General features: G+C 33.1%; 16 protein-coding genes and 1 riboswitch. Of the genes, 10 read left to right on the plus strand and 6 right to left on the minus strand.

Annotation, left to right across the window (positions count from 1 at the left end):
- Nucleotides 1-36 precede the first annotated feature (36 nt).
- Both DMZ43_RS11655 and cls read left to right on the plus strand, forming a co-directional pair.
- Nucleotides 37-975 carry a lytic transglycosylase domain-containing protein gene (locus DMZ43_RS11655; protein WP_131508436.1) on the plus strand — a complete coding sequence of 313 codons (939 nt, stop codon included), beginning with the start codon at nucleotides 37-39 and terminating at the stop codon, nucleotides 973-975.
- On the plus strand, nucleotides 975-2429 hold the full coding sequence (gene cls / locus DMZ43_RS11660) for a cardiolipin synthase (protein WP_131508438.1): 1455 nt from the start codon (nucleotides 975-977) through the stop codon (nucleotides 2427-2429). The genes DMZ43_RS11655 and cls overlap by 1 nt, the downstream gene beginning before the upstream one ends.
- Before the next feature lie 4 nt (nucleotides 2430-2433).
- Here cls and DMZ43_RS11665 read toward each other — a convergent pair whose 3' ends face one another.
- Nucleotides 2434-3012: a DUF2892 domain-containing protein gene (locus tag DMZ43_RS11665; RefSeq protein WP_131508440.1), complete on the minus strand. Its 579-nt coding sequence runs from the start codon at nucleotides 3010-3012 to the stop codon at nucleotides 2434-2436.
- 168 nt (nucleotides 3013-3180) lie between these two features.
- Between DMZ43_RS11665 and rpmH the strand changes: the two genes are divergently transcribed.
- The 5 genes from rpmH to DMZ43_RS11690 all read left to right on the plus strand — a co-directional run bounded on the left by rpmH (nucleotide 3181) and on the right by DMZ43_RS11690 (nucleotide 8609).
- A complete protein-coding gene (gene rpmH, locus DMZ43_RS11670; RefSeq protein ID WP_129761309.1) occupies nucleotides 3181-3342 on the plus strand; it encodes a 50S ribosomal protein L34 in 162 nt (53 codons plus the stop codon).
- 100 nt (nucleotides 3343-3442) lie between these two features.
- Nucleotides 3443-6295 carry a carbamoyl-phosphate synthase large subunit gene (gene carB / locus DMZ43_RS11675; RefSeq protein WP_131508442.1) on the plus strand — a complete coding sequence of 951 codons (2853 nt, stop codon included), beginning with the start codon at nucleotides 3443-3445 and terminating at the stop codon, nucleotides 6293-6295.
- Between the two features lie 77 nt (nucleotides 6296-6372).
- Nucleotides 6373-6894 (plus strand): ankyrin repeat domain-containing protein, encoded by a 522-nt coding sequence (locus DMZ43_RS11680; RefSeq protein WP_131508444.1) that lies wholly within the window; start codon nucleotides 6373-6375, stop codon nucleotides 6892-6894.
- 7 nt (nucleotides 6895-6901) lie between these two features.
- Entirely contained in the window at nucleotides 6902-7699 is a 798-nt protein-coding gene (locus DMZ43_RS11685; RefSeq protein WP_131508446.1) for a T9SS type A sorting domain-containing protein, read from the plus strand.
- Between the two features lie 118 nt (nucleotides 7700-7817).
- Complete coding sequence (locus DMZ43_RS11690) at nucleotides 7818-8609, plus strand: T9SS type A sorting domain-containing protein (RefSeq protein WP_131508448.1); 792 nt, start codon at nucleotides 7818-7820, stop codon at nucleotides 8607-8609.
- 5 nt (nucleotides 8610-8614) lie between these two features.
- Here DMZ43_RS11690 and DMZ43_RS11695 read toward each other — a convergent pair whose 3' ends face one another.
- From DMZ43_RS11695 to DMZ43_RS11710, 4 genes are all read right to left on the minus strand, one after another.
- On the minus strand, nucleotides 8615-9178 hold the full coding sequence (locus DMZ43_RS11695) for an acyl-CoA thioesterase (protein ID WP_370450275.1): 564 nt from the start codon (nucleotides 9176-9178) through the stop codon (nucleotides 8615-8617).
- Nucleotides 9165-10556, minus strand: a complete 1392-nt coding sequence (gene rmuC / locus DMZ43_RS11700; protein ID WP_131508452.1) for a DNA recombination protein RmuC — start codon at nucleotides 10554-10556, stop codon at nucleotides 9165-9167. The genes DMZ43_RS11695 and rmuC overlap by 14 nt, the downstream gene beginning before the upstream one ends.
- Before the next feature lie 107 nt (nucleotides 10557-10663).
- Nucleotides 10664-11458, minus strand: coding sequence for an ABC transporter ATP-binding protein (locus tag DMZ43_RS11705; RefSeq protein ID WP_131508454.1), 795 nt, complete (start codon nucleotides 11456-11458; stop codon nucleotides 10664-10666).
- A gap of 111 nt (nucleotides 11459-11569) precedes the next feature.
- Nucleotides 11570-12592: an iron ABC transporter permease gene (locus DMZ43_RS11710; RefSeq protein ID WP_131508456.1), complete on the minus strand. Its 1023-nt coding sequence runs from the start codon at nucleotides 12590-12592 to the stop codon at nucleotides 11570-11572.
- Between the two features lie 185 nt (nucleotides 12593-12777).
- Here DMZ43_RS11710 and DMZ43_RS11715 point away from each other — a divergent pair, with 185 nt between their 5' ends.
- From DMZ43_RS11715 to dapB, 3 genes are read left to right on the plus strand one after another with little or no spacing between them, the layout of a single operon-like run.
- Nucleotides 12778-13269 carry a MarR family winged helix-turn-helix transcriptional regulator gene (locus tag DMZ43_RS11715; RefSeq protein WP_131508458.1) on the plus strand — a complete coding sequence of 164 codons (492 nt, stop codon included), beginning with the start codon at nucleotides 12778-12780 and terminating at the stop codon, nucleotides 13267-13269.
- The gene (locus DMZ43_RS11720) at nucleotides 13253-13495 is read left to right on the plus strand and encodes a YgjV family protein (RefSeq protein ID WP_131508459.1); all 243 of its coding nucleotides are present in this window, start codon (nucleotides 13253-13255) and stop codon (nucleotides 13493-13495) included. Before DMZ43_RS11715 ends, DMZ43_RS11720 begins: the two co-directional genes overlap by 17 nt.
- A complete protein-coding gene (gene dapB, locus DMZ43_RS11725) occupies nucleotides 13492-14298 on the plus strand; it encodes a 4-hydroxy-tetrahydrodipicolinate reductase (RefSeq protein ID WP_131508461.1) in 807 nt (268 codons plus the stop codon). The genes DMZ43_RS11720 and dapB overlap by 4 nt, the downstream gene beginning before the upstream one ends.
- Nucleotides 14299-14300: 2 nt before the next feature.
- On the opposite strand, the gene DMZ43_RS11730 is transcribed toward dapB, so the two are convergent.
- On the minus strand, nucleotides 14301-15449 hold the full coding sequence (locus tag DMZ43_RS11730; RefSeq protein WP_131508463.1) for an ABC transporter substrate-binding protein: 1149 nt from the start codon (nucleotides 15447-15449) through the stop codon (nucleotides 14301-14303).
- A 68-nt stretch (nucleotides 15450-15517) separates the two neighbouring features.
- Nucleotides 15518-15756: riboswitch (cobalamin riboswitch) on the plus strand.
- Nucleotides 15757-15802: the final 46 nt, after the last annotated feature.

The raw sequence follows: 15802 nt of genomic DNA on the forward strand, positions 1-15802 counted from the left end.
TTCACCATAAAAACGTCAAACAAATAAGTGTTACTTATGAAAACTTTAAAAAATATATTAGCTGCTGTAGGTTTAATAGCGTTGTCTGGGCTTTTTATTTTTGCAGCCCAAAAATCACCTTCTGATAATACAATACAAGAAGAACAGAAAAAATTAATCAACGATTATAATGTGTATGCTTTAGCAGTTCCAGATCATCTGGAGTTTGCAGGTGAAGCTGTTCCGTTAGAAGATCCAGATGTTTTAGAGCGTATGGATAGAGAGCTTTTAGTAAATACGTATTGGCAATCTAATGGGTTGCTAATGTTTAAGAGAGCTGAAAAGTATTTTCCTGTAATTGAGCCTATTTTGGAAAAACATGGTGTTCCTGACGATTTTAAATATTTAGCAGTTATTGAAAGCGGATTAACAAATGCTGTATCTCCTGCTGGAGCAAGAGGTGTATGGCAAATTATGAAAGCAACAGGAAGAGAGAATGGACTTGAGGTAAATGATAATGTTGATGAACGTTACAATTTAGAAAAAGCTACTGAAGTGGCTTGTAAGTACCTTTTAGACTCTAAAGAACGATTAGGATCTTGGACATTGGCTGCTGCTGCTTACAATGCAGGAAACGCTGGTGTTTCTAGAAGATTAAAAGAGCAAGGTGTAACGGATTACTACGATTTACTTTTAGGTGAAGAAACAGGACGTTACCTATTTAGAATTGTGGCACTTAAAGAAATTTTAAGCAACCCTAAAAAATACGGATTCAATTTTAAAGAAAACGATTTGTATAAAAATATACCAACCTATAAAGTGTCAGTAGATACTGTGGTGACTGATTTTTCAAGATTTGCAAAACAGTTTGGTATCAATTACAAAATATTGAAAATCCATAATCCTTGGTTGCGCGAAGATCATCTTAACAATGCTTCTAGAAAGCAGTATTTTATTGAAATACCTAAAGAAGGATATTATCCTACAACGCCTTAATGATTGATTTTGTTAAGCACAATTTTTGGAACATTTTAATTGTTCTTAATTATGTTGTGGCAATTTCTGCTGCAATAACAATTCTTCTAAAAAACATTAACCCAACCAAAACCATTTCTTATATAATGGTTTTGGTTTTTTTTCCTTTTTTAGGGTTGTTAGTTTACTATTTCTTTGGGCAAGAATATCGAAAGAACAAAATATTCAATCGCAAACATATTCTAAATAAAAGAGTTGTAAAAAACATCAATAAAGAGTTGCAACTTAATAACAAAGAAAAGAGAGAAATTAAGCAAACTCTTGACGAAAAAGTAAAGCTTGTAAAGTTGCTTTACAATAGCGAACAGTCGCCTTTAACGCTCAACAACAAAGTTAAACTGATTAAAAACGGAGAAGAAAAATTTAAACTATTACTTAAAGACTTAGAGCAAGCCCAATCTCACATCCACATGGAATACTATATCCTAAAGGATGATAAAATAGGCACTCAAGTTTTGGATATATTGTGTGAAAAAGCTATAGAAGGAGTGAATGTAAGATTAACTTTTGACGATGTAGGAAGCAAGCTTTCAAAAGCAATAAAAATGAAACTTAAAGAAAGTGGAGTAGAGTTTGCACCTTTTATGCCTGTGTTGTTTCCAAAATTCACAGGAAAGATGAACTACAGAAACCATAGAAAAATTGTGGTTATTGATGGGCGTATTGGTTATTTAGGAGGTATAAACATTTCTGATACTTATGTAAACTACGAAACTGATAACTCATATTGGAGAGATACACACCTGAGAATTGAAGGCGAAGCAGTAAAACCGTTGCAGATAAACTTTTTAACCACTTGGAATTTTGTATCTAATACTGATTTGCCAATTTCTAAAACCTTTTTTCCTGAAATAGAAGTTACTGAAGAAGTGCCAGTACAGATTGCAGCTAGTGGTCCAGATACTGATTGGGCGAATATTATGGAGACTATTTTTACAGCTATAGTTACTGCGCAAAAATATGTGTACATAACCACGCCTTATTTTATTCCTAATGATGAAGTTATTACTGCAATGCAAGTAGCTGCAAAAAGTGGTGTAGAGGTGAAATTATTAATTCCAAAACATTCTGACTCTTGGACTGCTGAACACGCTACAAACTCTTATTTGGAGTCGTTATTAGAGGCAGGAGTGGAAATTTATCGATACAAAAAAGGATTTGTTCATGCTAAAACATTAGTTGTTGATGATATTTTTTGTACTGTAGGAACTTCTAATATGGATTATAGAAGCTTTAATATCAATTTTGAAATAAATGCTTTAATCTATGACGAAACACAAAGTAAGGCGCTTAAAAAGTTTTTTAATGATGATATTAAAGATAGCGAACAATTAACTTTACAAAGCTGGCAAAAAAGACCTAGATTAAGTAGGCTTAAAGAATCTTTTTGTAGGCTTTGGGCTCCTTTATTGTAAAAAATTATCTTCTGCTACGTCTGTTTTGTCTAGCCGAAGTAGGTTGACCATACTGCTGTTTAGGAATAGCAGTTTTTTTCATTTGTTGCTTAAACATTTTAATTTGGTCGGTCAACATTCCTCTTTTATCAAGAGTTTCAGCCTCTTTTAATAACATTTGAGCCTCTTGTTTTCTGCGTTTAGAAAAAGCAATTCCTGCTAAGTTTAATTTAGCCATTGCCAAATCATGATCCATAGATAAACCTAGGCTAACCGCCTTTTTAAAGTATTTTTCAGCTTCATTCATATTAGTTTGAGAAACCATAATACCATGTAAGTAGTTGTAGTAGCCTTCTTGTTTTTTCACTAAAGCAGCTGAAGGGTTTTTAATTTTATTAAGCCATTTTTTTGCACCATCAAAATCTTGCTTACGAAGTTTTAAAAAGGCTAGAAGAATAAATTCGTTTTTAAAATAAAGGAATACAAAAATAAGTGAAAGTAAAATCAACATAATACCATTACCAATGTAGCCTTCGGTAAATTGATAAACGGCATAACCAATAATTAAAACAGCAATTACTAACTTTATATTTTTATTGTACATATTTTCTATTAAATTTTTGAGTGTGCAAAGTTAGTAAAAACAATTGGAAATATTTTTAACTTTTGATTTGTCAAAGTAAAAAGTCTTTGTATATTTGCAGCCAATTTTGAAACAAACTTCAAAAGTAATTAACGGAAACTAAGATTATTTTTTTAAAGATATAAGACAATGAGTAAAAGAACGTTTCAACCGTCAAAAAGAAAGAGAAGAAACAAACACGGTTTTAGAGAAAGAATGGCTACTGCTAACGGTAGAAAAGTACTTGCTCGTAGAAGAGCTAAGGGAAGAAAGAAATTGTCTGTGTCTTCAGAATCAAGACATAAGAAATAATGATTAACAATTGTTAATATTTTGAGGTGTTACTTAGGTGTAGCACCTTTTTTTGTACCCAATAGATACCTATTTTTGTAAACCAAAAAAACACAACACAATGCCAAAGAATAAAAACATAAGCTCTGTATTAATTATTGGATCAGGACCTATCATTATTGGTCAAGCATGTGAGTTTGACTACTCAGGATCTCAAGCACTACGATCGTTAAGAGAAGAAGGAATCGAAACCATTTTAATTAATTCTAATCCTGCAACAATCATGACTGACCCAAAAATGGCAGATCATGTGTATTTGTTGCCACTTAATACAAAATCTATTGTTAAAATATTAAAAGAGCATCCGCAAATTGATGCTGTTTTACCAACAATGGGAGGACAAACTGCTTTAAACCTTTGTATTGAAGCAGATGAAAAAGGGATTTGGGAAGACTTTGGTGTAAAAATTATTGGTGTAAATATTGATGCAATTAACATTACCGAAGACAGAGAGAAGTTTAGAGAGTTAATGTTAAAAATTGGAGTTGGAATGGCACCACAAGCTACAGCAACTTCGTTTTTAAAAGGTAAAGAAATAGCTCAAGAGTTTGGTTTTCCATTATGTATTAGAGCATCGTTTACCTTAGGTGGAGCAGGAGCTTCAATTGTTTACAATGAAGAAGAGTTTGATGAAGCCTTGACTAGAGGTTTAGAAATCTCACCAATTCATGAGGTGATGATTGATAAAGCGATGATGGGTTGGAAAGAGTATGAGTTGGAGTTATTACGCGATAAGAATGATAACGTAGTTATTATTTGTACTATTGAAAATATGGATCCAATGGGAATTCATACTGGAGACTCTATTACTGTGGCGCCTGCAATGACACTTTCAGATAGTACATTCCAGAAAATGCGTGATATGGCTATACTTATGATGCGTAGTATAGGTGATTTTGCAGGAGGATGTAACGTACAGTTTGCGGTAAGTCCAGATGAAGAAGAAGAAATTATCGCTATTGAAATTAACCCTCGTGTATCGCGTTCTTCAGCATTAGCGAGTAAAGCAACAGGTTATCCTATTGCAAAAATTGCTGCTAAGTTGGCTATTGGGTATCATTTAGATGAATTAGAAAATCAAATTACCAAGTCTACTTCGGCATTGTTTGAGCCAACTTTAGACTACGTAATCGTAAAAATACCTCGTTGGAACTTTGATAAGTTTGAAGGTTCTGATAGAACATTAGGACTTCAAATGAAAGCTGTTGGAGAAGTGATGGCAATTGGTCGTTCATTCCAAGAAGCACTTCATAAAGCAACACAATCATTAGAAATAAAACGAAATGGTCTTGGTGCAGATGGTAAAGGGTATAAAGATTATGACCAAATAATCGAGAAACTTACTTATGCAAGTTGGGATCGTGTATTTGTGATTTATGATGCTATTCAAATGGGAATTCCATTAAGCAGAATTCATGAAATCACAAAAATTGACATGTGGTTCTTAAAGCAATATGAAGAACTATATATGTTGGAAAAAGAAATTTCAACATTCACTATAGATACTATAGACAGAGACTTACTGCTAGAAGCTAAACAAAAAGGGTATGGAGATCGTCAAATTGCGCACATGCTAAACTGTTTAGAAAGTGAAGTCTATAACAAACGTGATGAGTTAAAAATTAATCGTGTTTATAAACTTGTAGATACATGTGCTGCTGAGTTTAAAGCACAAACACCATATTACTATTCTACATTTGAAAACGAATTAGAAACAGCTGATGGTAAACTATATTCAGCTAATGAAAGTGTAGTTTCAGATAAGAAAAAAATAATTGTTTTAGGTTCTGGACCAAACAGAATTGGACAAGGAATTGAATTTGATTATTGCTGTGTGCATGGAGTATTGGCAAGTGCAGAATGTGGTTACGAAACTATAATGATTAACTGTAATCCTGAAACCGTTTCAACCGATTTTGACATCGCTGATAAACTGTACTTTGAACCAGTATTCTGGGAACATATTTACGACATCATCCGTCATGAAAAACCAGAAGGTGTTATCGTTCAACTTGGTGGTCAAACAGCACTTAAACTTGCTGAAAAATTAGACCGTTACGGAATAAAAATAATCGGAACTACTTACCAATCTTTAGATTTAGCTGAAGATAGAGGAAGCTTCTCTACCTTACTTAAAGAGAATAACATTCCTTATCCAGAGTTTGATACTGCCGAAACTGCTGATGAAGCTTTAGCTGTAGCTGATAAGTTAGATTTCCCAATCTTGGTAAGACCATCTTATGTGTTAGGAGGTCAAGGCATGAAAATTGTAATTAACAAGAAGGAACTAGAAGAGCATGTCGTCGACTTACTTCGTAAAATACCAAATAACAAACTCTTATTAGACCATTATTTAGATGGTGCTATTGAAGCAGAAGCTGATGCTATTTGTGATGGTGAAAACGTTTACATTATTGGTATAATGGAGCATATTGAACCTTGCGGAATTCACTCAGGTGATAGTAATGCAACATTACCTCCTTTTAACCTTGGAGATTTAGTATTAGAACAAATAAAAGATCACACCAAAAAGATTGCATTAGCTTTAAATACTGTTGGATTAATCAATATCCAGTTTGCTATTAAAGATGATAAAGTTTACATAATAGAAGCTAACCCTAGAGCGTCTCGTACTGTGCCTTTCATAGCAAAAGCGTATGGCGAACCTTATGTAAACTATGCTACTAAAATCATGTTAGGCGATAAAAAAGTAACCGATTTTGACTTTAATCCTAAGCTTGAAGGTTATGCAATAAAGCAACCAGTATTCTCATTTAATAAGTTTCCAAACGTTAATAAAAAGTTAGGACCAGAAATGAAGAGTACAGGAGAAAGCATCTTGTTTATTGATAGCCTAAAAGACGATGAATTTTACAACTTGTACTCAAGACGTAAAATGTATTTGAGCAAATAGCAGTAAAAATCGATAAACGGTTAATACAATCTCCTAAAAATTACTACTTTAGCTTTGTGTAACTCAAGTAGTATAGAATGAAGCTAAAAGGCTTTTTGTTAATAGTAAGCGTACTAGTATCAGGTTTTGCTTTTTCTCAGCAAGATATTTTTGATGCAGCTCGTTTTGGTACAATTGATGATGTAAAAGAATTAATTGCTAAAAACCCAGACACTATTAATGTGGTTGATGCTTCAGGATATTCTCCATTAACATTGGCATGCTACAGAGGAAATGATGAGGTCGCTATATTTTTAGCATCAAAAATTGAGGATATTGATGGTGAAAGTAAATACGGAACACCATTAATGGCTGCAGTTTATAAAAACAGAGAAGCAGTTGTTAAAGTGCTTTTAGAGCATGGTGCAGACCCAAATTTAGCCGATGCTAATGGAACGTCTCCTTTACATTATGCTATTATTATGCGAAACAAAACCATAATTAAACAATTGGTTGAGGCAAATGCAGACACGAGTACTAAAGATAATAGAGGAAATACAGCAATAGATTACGCGAATATGACTCAAGATGAGGAAATTATTAATCTTATTGTAAAATAATATAAATATGAAAAAAACTACTTTGGCTTTAATAGCTTTTTTAAGTTTAACAACATATACGTTTAGTCAAAGCTATTCTACAGGTATGATGGAATTGTCTACCACACCAGGATTAGAATACTCAGCGCAGATTGATGTTACAACAGATGAAGTAACATTAACGCTAATTGGACCAAGTGATAGATGGTTAGGTTTAGGCTTTGATGCAGTAAGTATGACTTCTGGTAGAGATGTTGTTATTTTTGATGGTACTGACCTTACTGATAGACATTTTGGGTATCCTGGTCAGCCTAATGATGAACCTGCAATAGGTTTTACGCCAACTTTAGATGAAAGACAAGATTGGACAATTATGTCTAATAATGTTACTTCAGGAGTAAGAACATTAGTTGCAACAAGAGATAGAGATACCGGAAATGTTAATGATTATGTGTTTACAACGTCTGCGTCATCTATAAATTTGGTTTGGGCAAGAGGGTTTGAATCAAGTTTTGTTTTAGACTATCATGGATTTTCTAATAGAGGAATCACAATGCAATCTTTTACTTTAAGTAATGAAGAGGTTGTTGCAAAAGAGTTTTCAATAACTCCAAATCCAGCTAAATCAAGATTTAATATATCTGTACCTAGAATAGATGGTGTTGTAAAAATGGAAGTGTTTGATGTGTTAGGTAAAAAAATATACACTAAAGAGCTTAATCAATTATCGACTACTATCGATATTTCAAAATGGAATAGTGGTGTGTATTTAGTGAGGTTAGCTACAAAAAATAATATCTCTACTAAGCGTTTTGTGAAGCAGTAGGTTGATAGTCAGTTAAATAAATTTAAGCCATTGGTTTTAGTCAATGGCTTTTTTGATTAAATAAAAACTTATCAATCAATCACATAATTTATTATATTAGCTGTAAATAAACCTATTTATGAAAAAAATTACGCTTTTTTTAGTTACATTTTTAATGACATCATTCGCTTTCTGTCAAACTTATTCTACAGGAGAGATTGTATTATTAGATGATGGAGAGTTGTATTACTCTGCGCAAATTGATGTCACTTCAACCTTAGTAACTTTAACCTTAGATGGTCCAGATAATCGGTTTTTAGGTTTAGGATTTGGAACATCAAGCATGATTGCAGGTGATGATGTTATTATATATGACGGAACTTCTATTTCTGATAGATATTTTGGTTTGCCAGGGCAACCAGATGGTTCTGATGCTATTGGAATTGAACCTTCTGTTGATGCCAATCAAAATTGGACAATAACGTCCAACACATTAGATGGAGAGCAAAGAACAATAGTAGCTACTAGAGCTTTGGATACAGGAGAAACAAATGATTATGTGTTTTCTACATCTGATACTTCAATTGAATTAGTTTGGTCTTTTGGGTTTAGTTATACTATAGGCTATCATGGAGAAAATAAAGGTGTTACTATGCAATCGTTCACATTATGGGATGAAGAGGTTTCTCAAGCAAGTCAAGAATTCACAATCTCACCTAATCCAGCTACGACTAAGTTAAATATTCGTTTGCCACAAGGACAACAAAATGCTGTTGTAAATGTGTATGATGTGCTAGGAAAAAGGGTGTATTCTAAAGAACTTAATTCTTTAACAGCTTCAATTGATGTTTCTAAATGGAATACAGGAGTGTATTTAGTAAAAGTATCTGCTAATAACTTTACACAAACCAGACGATTTGTAAAGCAGTAATACTATTAGCTTTCAGGCAACTCTATTTTAATCTTATAGCCTTTTAAGTCTTCAATATAATTGTCAAGAGCAAAAGAATCACTACTAAACTCTTGTTGACGATGTATTTTAGTGTCTTTACGTTTTATGGCTTTTAAAAACCGTTTTACTTCGGTTTTATCGTTTAAAATTAAACCAGGAACATCAACAGTTTTTCCATTATCATCTTTAGCAACCATGGTAAAGTAAGACGAATTACAATGCTTTACAGTTCCGGTTTGAATGTTTTCAGATTCCACACGAATACCAACAACCATAGATGTGCGACCAACATAATTTACCGAGGCTTTCATGGTAACTAATTCACCAATTTCAATAGGGTTTAAAAAATCAACCGTATCAACCGATGCTGTTACACAATAGGCTTCAGAATGCTTTGAGGCGCAAGCAAAAGCAATTTGATCCATTAAACTTAAAATATAACCACCATGAATTTTTCCACCAAAATTAGAGTGCGAAGGTTGCATAAGTTGTGAGATAGAAACTCTAGAAGAATCAACGGGTTTAAAATTGTGTTTACTCATCGTCATCGTTTATAGCGCGTTTTAAAATTGGTTCTGGTAGTGATTTTTTGGCTTTGGCACCCATTTTTTTAAGTTTTTCTACACGACCAATAATGTTTCCTTTGCCTTCTACCAGTTTATTCATCGCTGCTGAATAGTCACTTTTTGCTGCATCTATTTTTTTGCCAACACCTGTTAAATCAGAAACTAAACCTTCAAATTTATCATAAAGTGCACCTGCTTGTTTTGCGATTTCCAAGGCATTACGCTGTTGCTTTTCGTTGCTCCACATCGTGTCAACAGTACGCAATGTAGCTAAAAGGGTAGAAGGCGTAACGATTACAATATTCTTCTCAAAAGCTTTGTTATAAAGCGTATTGTCTTCGTTTATAGCAATGGCAAAAGCAGGTTCAATAGGAATAAACATCAATACAAAATCTGGAGATTCCATATCGTATAAATCCTCGTATTTCTTTTCTGAAAGCTGATTAACGTGTTTGTTTATAGAGTTAACGTGCGCTTTTAAATGCATTGCTTTTTCATCATCTTCAGCATTAGCAAAACGTTCGTAATCGGTAAGTGATACTTTACTATCTATAATCATGCGCTTGCCATCTGGTAAATGTAGGACAACATCAGGCATAACACGCGAACCATCTTCACGATTAAAGTTTTGTTGAACAAAATATTCGCGGTCTTTTTCTAGTCCAGATTTTTCTAAAACACGCTCTAAAACCAATTCGCCCCAATTACCTTGCATTTTGCTGTCGCCTTTTAAAGCTTTGGTTAGGTTATTGGCTTCTATGGTCATTTTTTGATTAAGATCTTTAAGACCTAAAAGTTGTTCTTTTAAAGCCGAATGCATGCTGATGCTTTCCTTTTGAGAATCTTCAACTTTCTTTTCAAACGTCTGGATTTTTTCTTGAAGCGGATTCAGAATTTGTTTAATGTTTTCTTTATTCTGAATGGTGAATTTTTCACTTTTTTCATCAAGAATTTTACTTGCCATTAACTCAAAATCTTTACGCAGTTGCTCTTGTTGTTTAGCAAGCTCTTCGTCGCGTTTAAGGTTTTGTTCTTGAAGGTTTTCAAGCTCTGTATTTCTTCTGGAAAGTTCGGTGTTTAAAAGGTCTTTTTCTTTTCTAATGGTTTCGCGTTCTGTTTCAATTTTAGAAATAGTTTCTTTTAAATCTTGTAATTGCTGATTAAAAAGTGCGTTTTGTTTTTGGTTTTCAGATTCGGTATTTAATTTTAAATCTTCAAGCTGTTTGCTTAAGTTGGTATTGCGTTCTTCAAGTGTGCTCGTATTTCCTTTGCTTTTTAATTGAGCAAATTTTAAGCCCAAAAAAGCACCAATTCCAGCAGAAAAAATAATAGCGATAAATAAAATGAGTGTTTCGGTCATACAGTGAAAAGAATTTTATCAAAGATAAATGATTTAGTCTGAAATTGAAATCGAATTTGAAACAGAAACCTAAATTACGGTTTTAAATTTGTTTCATTTTCAAAGCATTACTTTTTCACTCTAAAACTTCCAGTTTTCTCATCAAAAGCGATCATGTCTTCTGGAAACAATTCATTAAAAACACCTTTTGAAATTAAGTTACAAGGCGTGTCTGAAATTACTTGTGAATGTGTCATCACAATCATTTTATCACACAGTTGAATGGCTAAATCAATTTCGTGAGAAGAAAACAAAATGGTTTTGTTGGTGTCTTTTGCCAAGGTTTTTAAAAGCTTTAAAATATAGGCTTTGTGGTACATGTCTAGATGGGTTGTAGGTTCATCTAGAATAATTAAATGCGTGTCTTGAGCCAACGCTCGTGCAATCATGACTTTTTGTAGTTGACCATCGCTTAATTCAAAGCACTTTTTGTCTTTTAATTGTTGAATATTGGTTTGTAATAACGCGTTTTCAATAATAGACATATCGTTTTCTGAAAGATTACCAACCCAATTGGTGTAAGGTTGCCTGCCTAAAGCAACGAGTTCAAAAACGGTTAAGTTTTTTGAAGCAGGTTGTTCGGTAAGTACTACGCTCAAGCTCTTGGAAAGCTCTAAATGTGAGGAATTCTCAAGTAATTTATCATTAATAAAAACAGAGCCACCAAGTGGTGGTTGTACTTTAGTAAGTGTTCGTAATAAAGTAGATTTTCCAATACCATTAGCACCAACCAAACCAACCAATTCACCTTGTTGTAGCGCAATGTTTACATCATCAGCAACAACGGTGTGATGTTTTTTTTGTGTATAACCGATGGTTAGACTTTCAGTTTTTAGAATAGTATGTGGTTGCGTTTTTGTCACAAATATTTTGTTTTGTCATTCTGCGCTACGACGCAGAATCTATTTTTTTTGGATTCCGCATCAAGTGCGGAATGACAGTCTTGATTCTTTTCTCTTTCTTCTTGTATCTCATTAAAACAACATTTTACGTTTGCGTACCAATAACCAAATTACAACAGGCGCACCAATTAATGAAGTTATGGCATTAATAGGTAAAGTGTAATCGCTTGTAGGCAATTGCGCAATGCTATCACAAATAAGCATGACTATGGCGCCAAACAAAAACACAGCAGGTAATAACACTTTGTGGTTGGCTGTTGTAAAAACTTGACGTACCATATGCGGAATTGCTAATCCTATGAAAGCAATTGGTCCAGCAAAAGCCGTAATAGTTCCTGCTAATAAACTTGTTGCAATTATAATGATAAACCGACTTTGATTAATGTTCAACCCAAGGCTTTTAGCATAATTTTCACCCAATAAAAGTGTATTTAAGGCTTTGATTGAGATGATACTCATAAATAATCCTAGGAGATAAATGCAGAAGAAAATAAACAACTCGTTCCAAGATAGGTTTCCTAAACTACCAAATCCCCAAAAAATGTATTGCTGTAGTTGTTCGGCAGAACTAAAGTAGGAGAGTACACTGACAACCGCAGAAGTAATGCTACCAAACATTAACCCAATAATTAAAATAGCCATAGTATCTCTCACTTTTAAAGACACAGCTAAAACAGATAGTAACACTAAAAAACTACCTAAACTAGCCGCAATAACTACGCTCCATTTTGAAAGTAAAAGTGTAGCAAGACTGCCACCAAAAATTCCTGCACCAAGAATTATAATAGCGACTCCTAAACTAGCTCCAGAGCTAATACCTAACACAAAAGGACCAGCCAATGGGTTTCTAAACAAGGTTTGCATTAATAATCCGGAAATGCCCAATCCAGAACCTACTAAAACCGCTGTAAATGCTTTTGGTAATCTGTAGTTGTGAATAATGTAATGCCAAGAATCGTTGTCTATGGATGTAAATAAACTTTTAAATACAGATGTTACAGGAATAGATACCGAACCTAGGCTGATATTACCTAAAAAACATACAATAAGTGTTATTGTTAGTATTACAAAAGGATATTTGACTTTGGTTTTCAATAAAGTGAATTTATTATTTATTCATTCATCAGAATAATAGTATGCAAAAAGCAAAGTTCTAAAATTTAGCCGAAAATAAGGACTTTAGTTTCAATATAAATTTTTCATAAAATTTTAAATAAACGTAACCAGTTACAATAAATTCAATACATTTGCGTAACTGGTTACGTAAAAACATATAATTAATGGATTTTTTAATAGAAATAGGATTAGCAGGAATTAATAGTAGGATTAAACGTTTAAGTGATGATCTTTTATACAGTACAAGAGATTATTACAAATCGGTAAACCTAGACATAGAACCTAACTGGCATCTTATTTTTTTAATATTAGAAAAACATGAATCATTAACTATCACAGAGATTTCTCAAGAGTTAAGAATGTCACATCCTGCATGTATTAAGATTGTGAATAAGATGAAAAAGAAGGATTATATAAATACAAAAGTTGATAAAACAGACTCAAGAAAACAGCTTTTAGAATTATCTGAAAAAGCAAAAGAGAAGCTTCCTGATTTTCATAAACATTGGGATGCTTGTATAAAAACCACTAAAGAACTATTAGAAGAAAGTCCAAATTTTATAAAGGATTTAACCGCTTTTGAGAATTTAGTAACTGAAAAAAACTACATGGAAAGAACGTTAACACATTTAAAAAATAATGAATTGGATAGCTGAAGTTTTAGGGTATTTGGCCATTGCAACAGGTTTTTTTGCAATTACCAAAAAAGATATGGGAACATTTCGTTTATGGCATCTCATCTCTAGTTTTTTCTATATTATTTATGGTTTGTTTTTAAAATCAAGTCCGTTAGTAATAGCAGGAGTTATATTTTGCATCATACACATTTATCATTTAAGAAAACTAAAAAAGAATGGTAATAATAAAACACAAGCATTATGATAAAAGTATTTATAGCAGGCGGAACAGGTTGGGCTGGATCTGCATTAAGTAAGGGTGTTTTTAACAATGCCAATATGCAACTTGTGGGTGCATTATCAAGACGACATAAAGGAGAGAATTTAGCCGAAGTATTAAATATAGATTCAGAAGCAATTCCAATTTACGATAATATTGAAACAGCTTTAAAAGAAACCGATTTTGATGTTTTAGTTGAATATACAAAGCCAGATGTAGCAAAAAAGAATATTATTTCAGCATTAAAACATGGTAAAAAAGTGGTAATAGGAACTTCAGGATTAACAGAAGCAGATTATGAAACAATAGCACATGAAGCAAGTAAAAATGACACTTCTGTTTTAGCTGTTGGAAATTTTGCCATAACAGTGGTTTTGCTTCAAAAGTTTTCAGAAATGGCAGCAAAATACATTCCCAATTTTGAAATTATAGATTATACACACGAGGATAAAATTGATGCGCCAAGCGGAACAGCTAGAGAATTAGCGTATCGACTTTCAAAAGTTCAAAAGCCAAATAAGTTTGTAACAGAAGATGAACTTATTGGAGAAAAATCAAGTCGAGGTGCTTCATTAAACGAAGTGCAAGTACATTCGGTTAGGTTACCAGGCCATGTTATTTCTATAGAATCTATTTTTGGTTTAAAAGATGAAAAACTCTCTATCAGACATGATTCTGGAGCAAGCGCAGAACCTTATGTAAAAGGTGGACTTTTAGCTATTGAAAAAGTTGGAACTTTTAAAGGACTTAAACGCGGACTCGATAGTGTTATGGATTTTAAAAACTAGTCTTATTTCAAAGGTTTAAAAAAATGAGTTTCGTATTCTGGTAATAATTCTGGGTGACACACTTTTATAATGTCTTTTAAAACTAAATCGGGTCTTGCAGTGCCTTCTTCATAATAGGTAACGCCACCAGTTGCTCCTGTAACATTTACAAATGAATATACTGTTTTGTTTTTAAAAGCATCAAATTCGGTGTAGTGTTCGTTAGCGTTTTTTAAAGCTTCTAATGAATTATAATACGACGGACTTAACCAAATATCTGCCGATTTCCCTTTTGTAAAAACAGCTTCAAAACTTAATGCTAAACTGCCTTCACCAGCAACGTCTTGCCAAAGGTAATTTACGTTGGCGTCTTTTAAAAGTTGTGCTTCAGGACTTGTGCCACTAGGTAAATACCAAACATCTTTATGAAGCGCACCACTTAAAATAGTTGGTGTTTTTCTAACTTTTGAGGCTAGTAGTTTTGCGTCGTTGTACTCTTTTTCAATACTGTTGAAAATAGAATCAGCTTCAACAGTTTTGTTGTAAAGAGCTCCAAAAAATTTAATCCATTCGGCTTTTGCAAGTGGTGATTTTTCAACCCAATCGCCATTGTACATCACAGGAATACCAGATTTTTTAATGGTTTCAAAGGTTTTATTATTACCATCAATGCCAAAACCTACAACAACTTCAGGTTGTAACTCTAGCAAAACTTCGGTATTGATACCTTCATTCTTTCCTAATTCTCTAATGCTTTCAGCGTTTATTAAAGCTCTGGTTTTTTCAGATGAAATATAATCTGTTCCAGGAAAACCAACCAAAGTTTCTTCAACACCCAACAATTCCAATGCAGGAATATGTGTTGTAGATGTCACAACTATTTTTTCAACAGGTGTTGCAATAATGCCATCGTACTCATCACTATTTAAGGTAATTGTAGCAAGATTTTCTCTTGGGATTAAAGCATATTTAAACGATTTTTCAGCTTTAGGCCATGGACTTTTTATAGTTAAAACTTTGTAGTGGCCATGATTAATAATACTAAACCCTTCAGCATGCAAACGTATAATTTCTGAATAGTCTTTTGCAGGTAATCGGTCTGTGATACTGTTTTTATTGTCTTTACACGCAAAACAGATAATTAAAAGTAGAATTGGAAATAGTTTTCTCACTGTGTATTTATTTTCATTCAAAAGTAATATTATTTAACCTTATAGGTAAAACATTAAACAAAATGTTTAATTTTGCGGCGAATTTTGGTTCGAGATTGTTGTTTTAATCTCGATTAAAAGGGAATCTGGTGAGAGTATTTTTTTCAAGTCCAGAACTGTTCCCGCAACTGTAAGCATATTGCTCAACTTAATTGGGCATCTCTTTAACGAAGAGTTGTTGTGCACTTCAATAAACCACTGGTGAAAACTGGGAAGGTAACACAACAAAATGTAAGTCAGGAGACCTGCCAATTTCAAAAAAATAATAAGTCGAACTTTCGGGATAAAGGTTTGAGTATGCATTACCATACTTT

Origin of the sequence: Meridianimaribacter sp. CL38, assembly GCF_004328055.1 — a bacterium.
Classification (GTDB): Bacteria; Bacteroidota; Bacteroidia; order Flavobacteriales; family Flavobacteriaceae; genus Gaetbulibacter_B; species Gaetbulibacter_B jejuensis.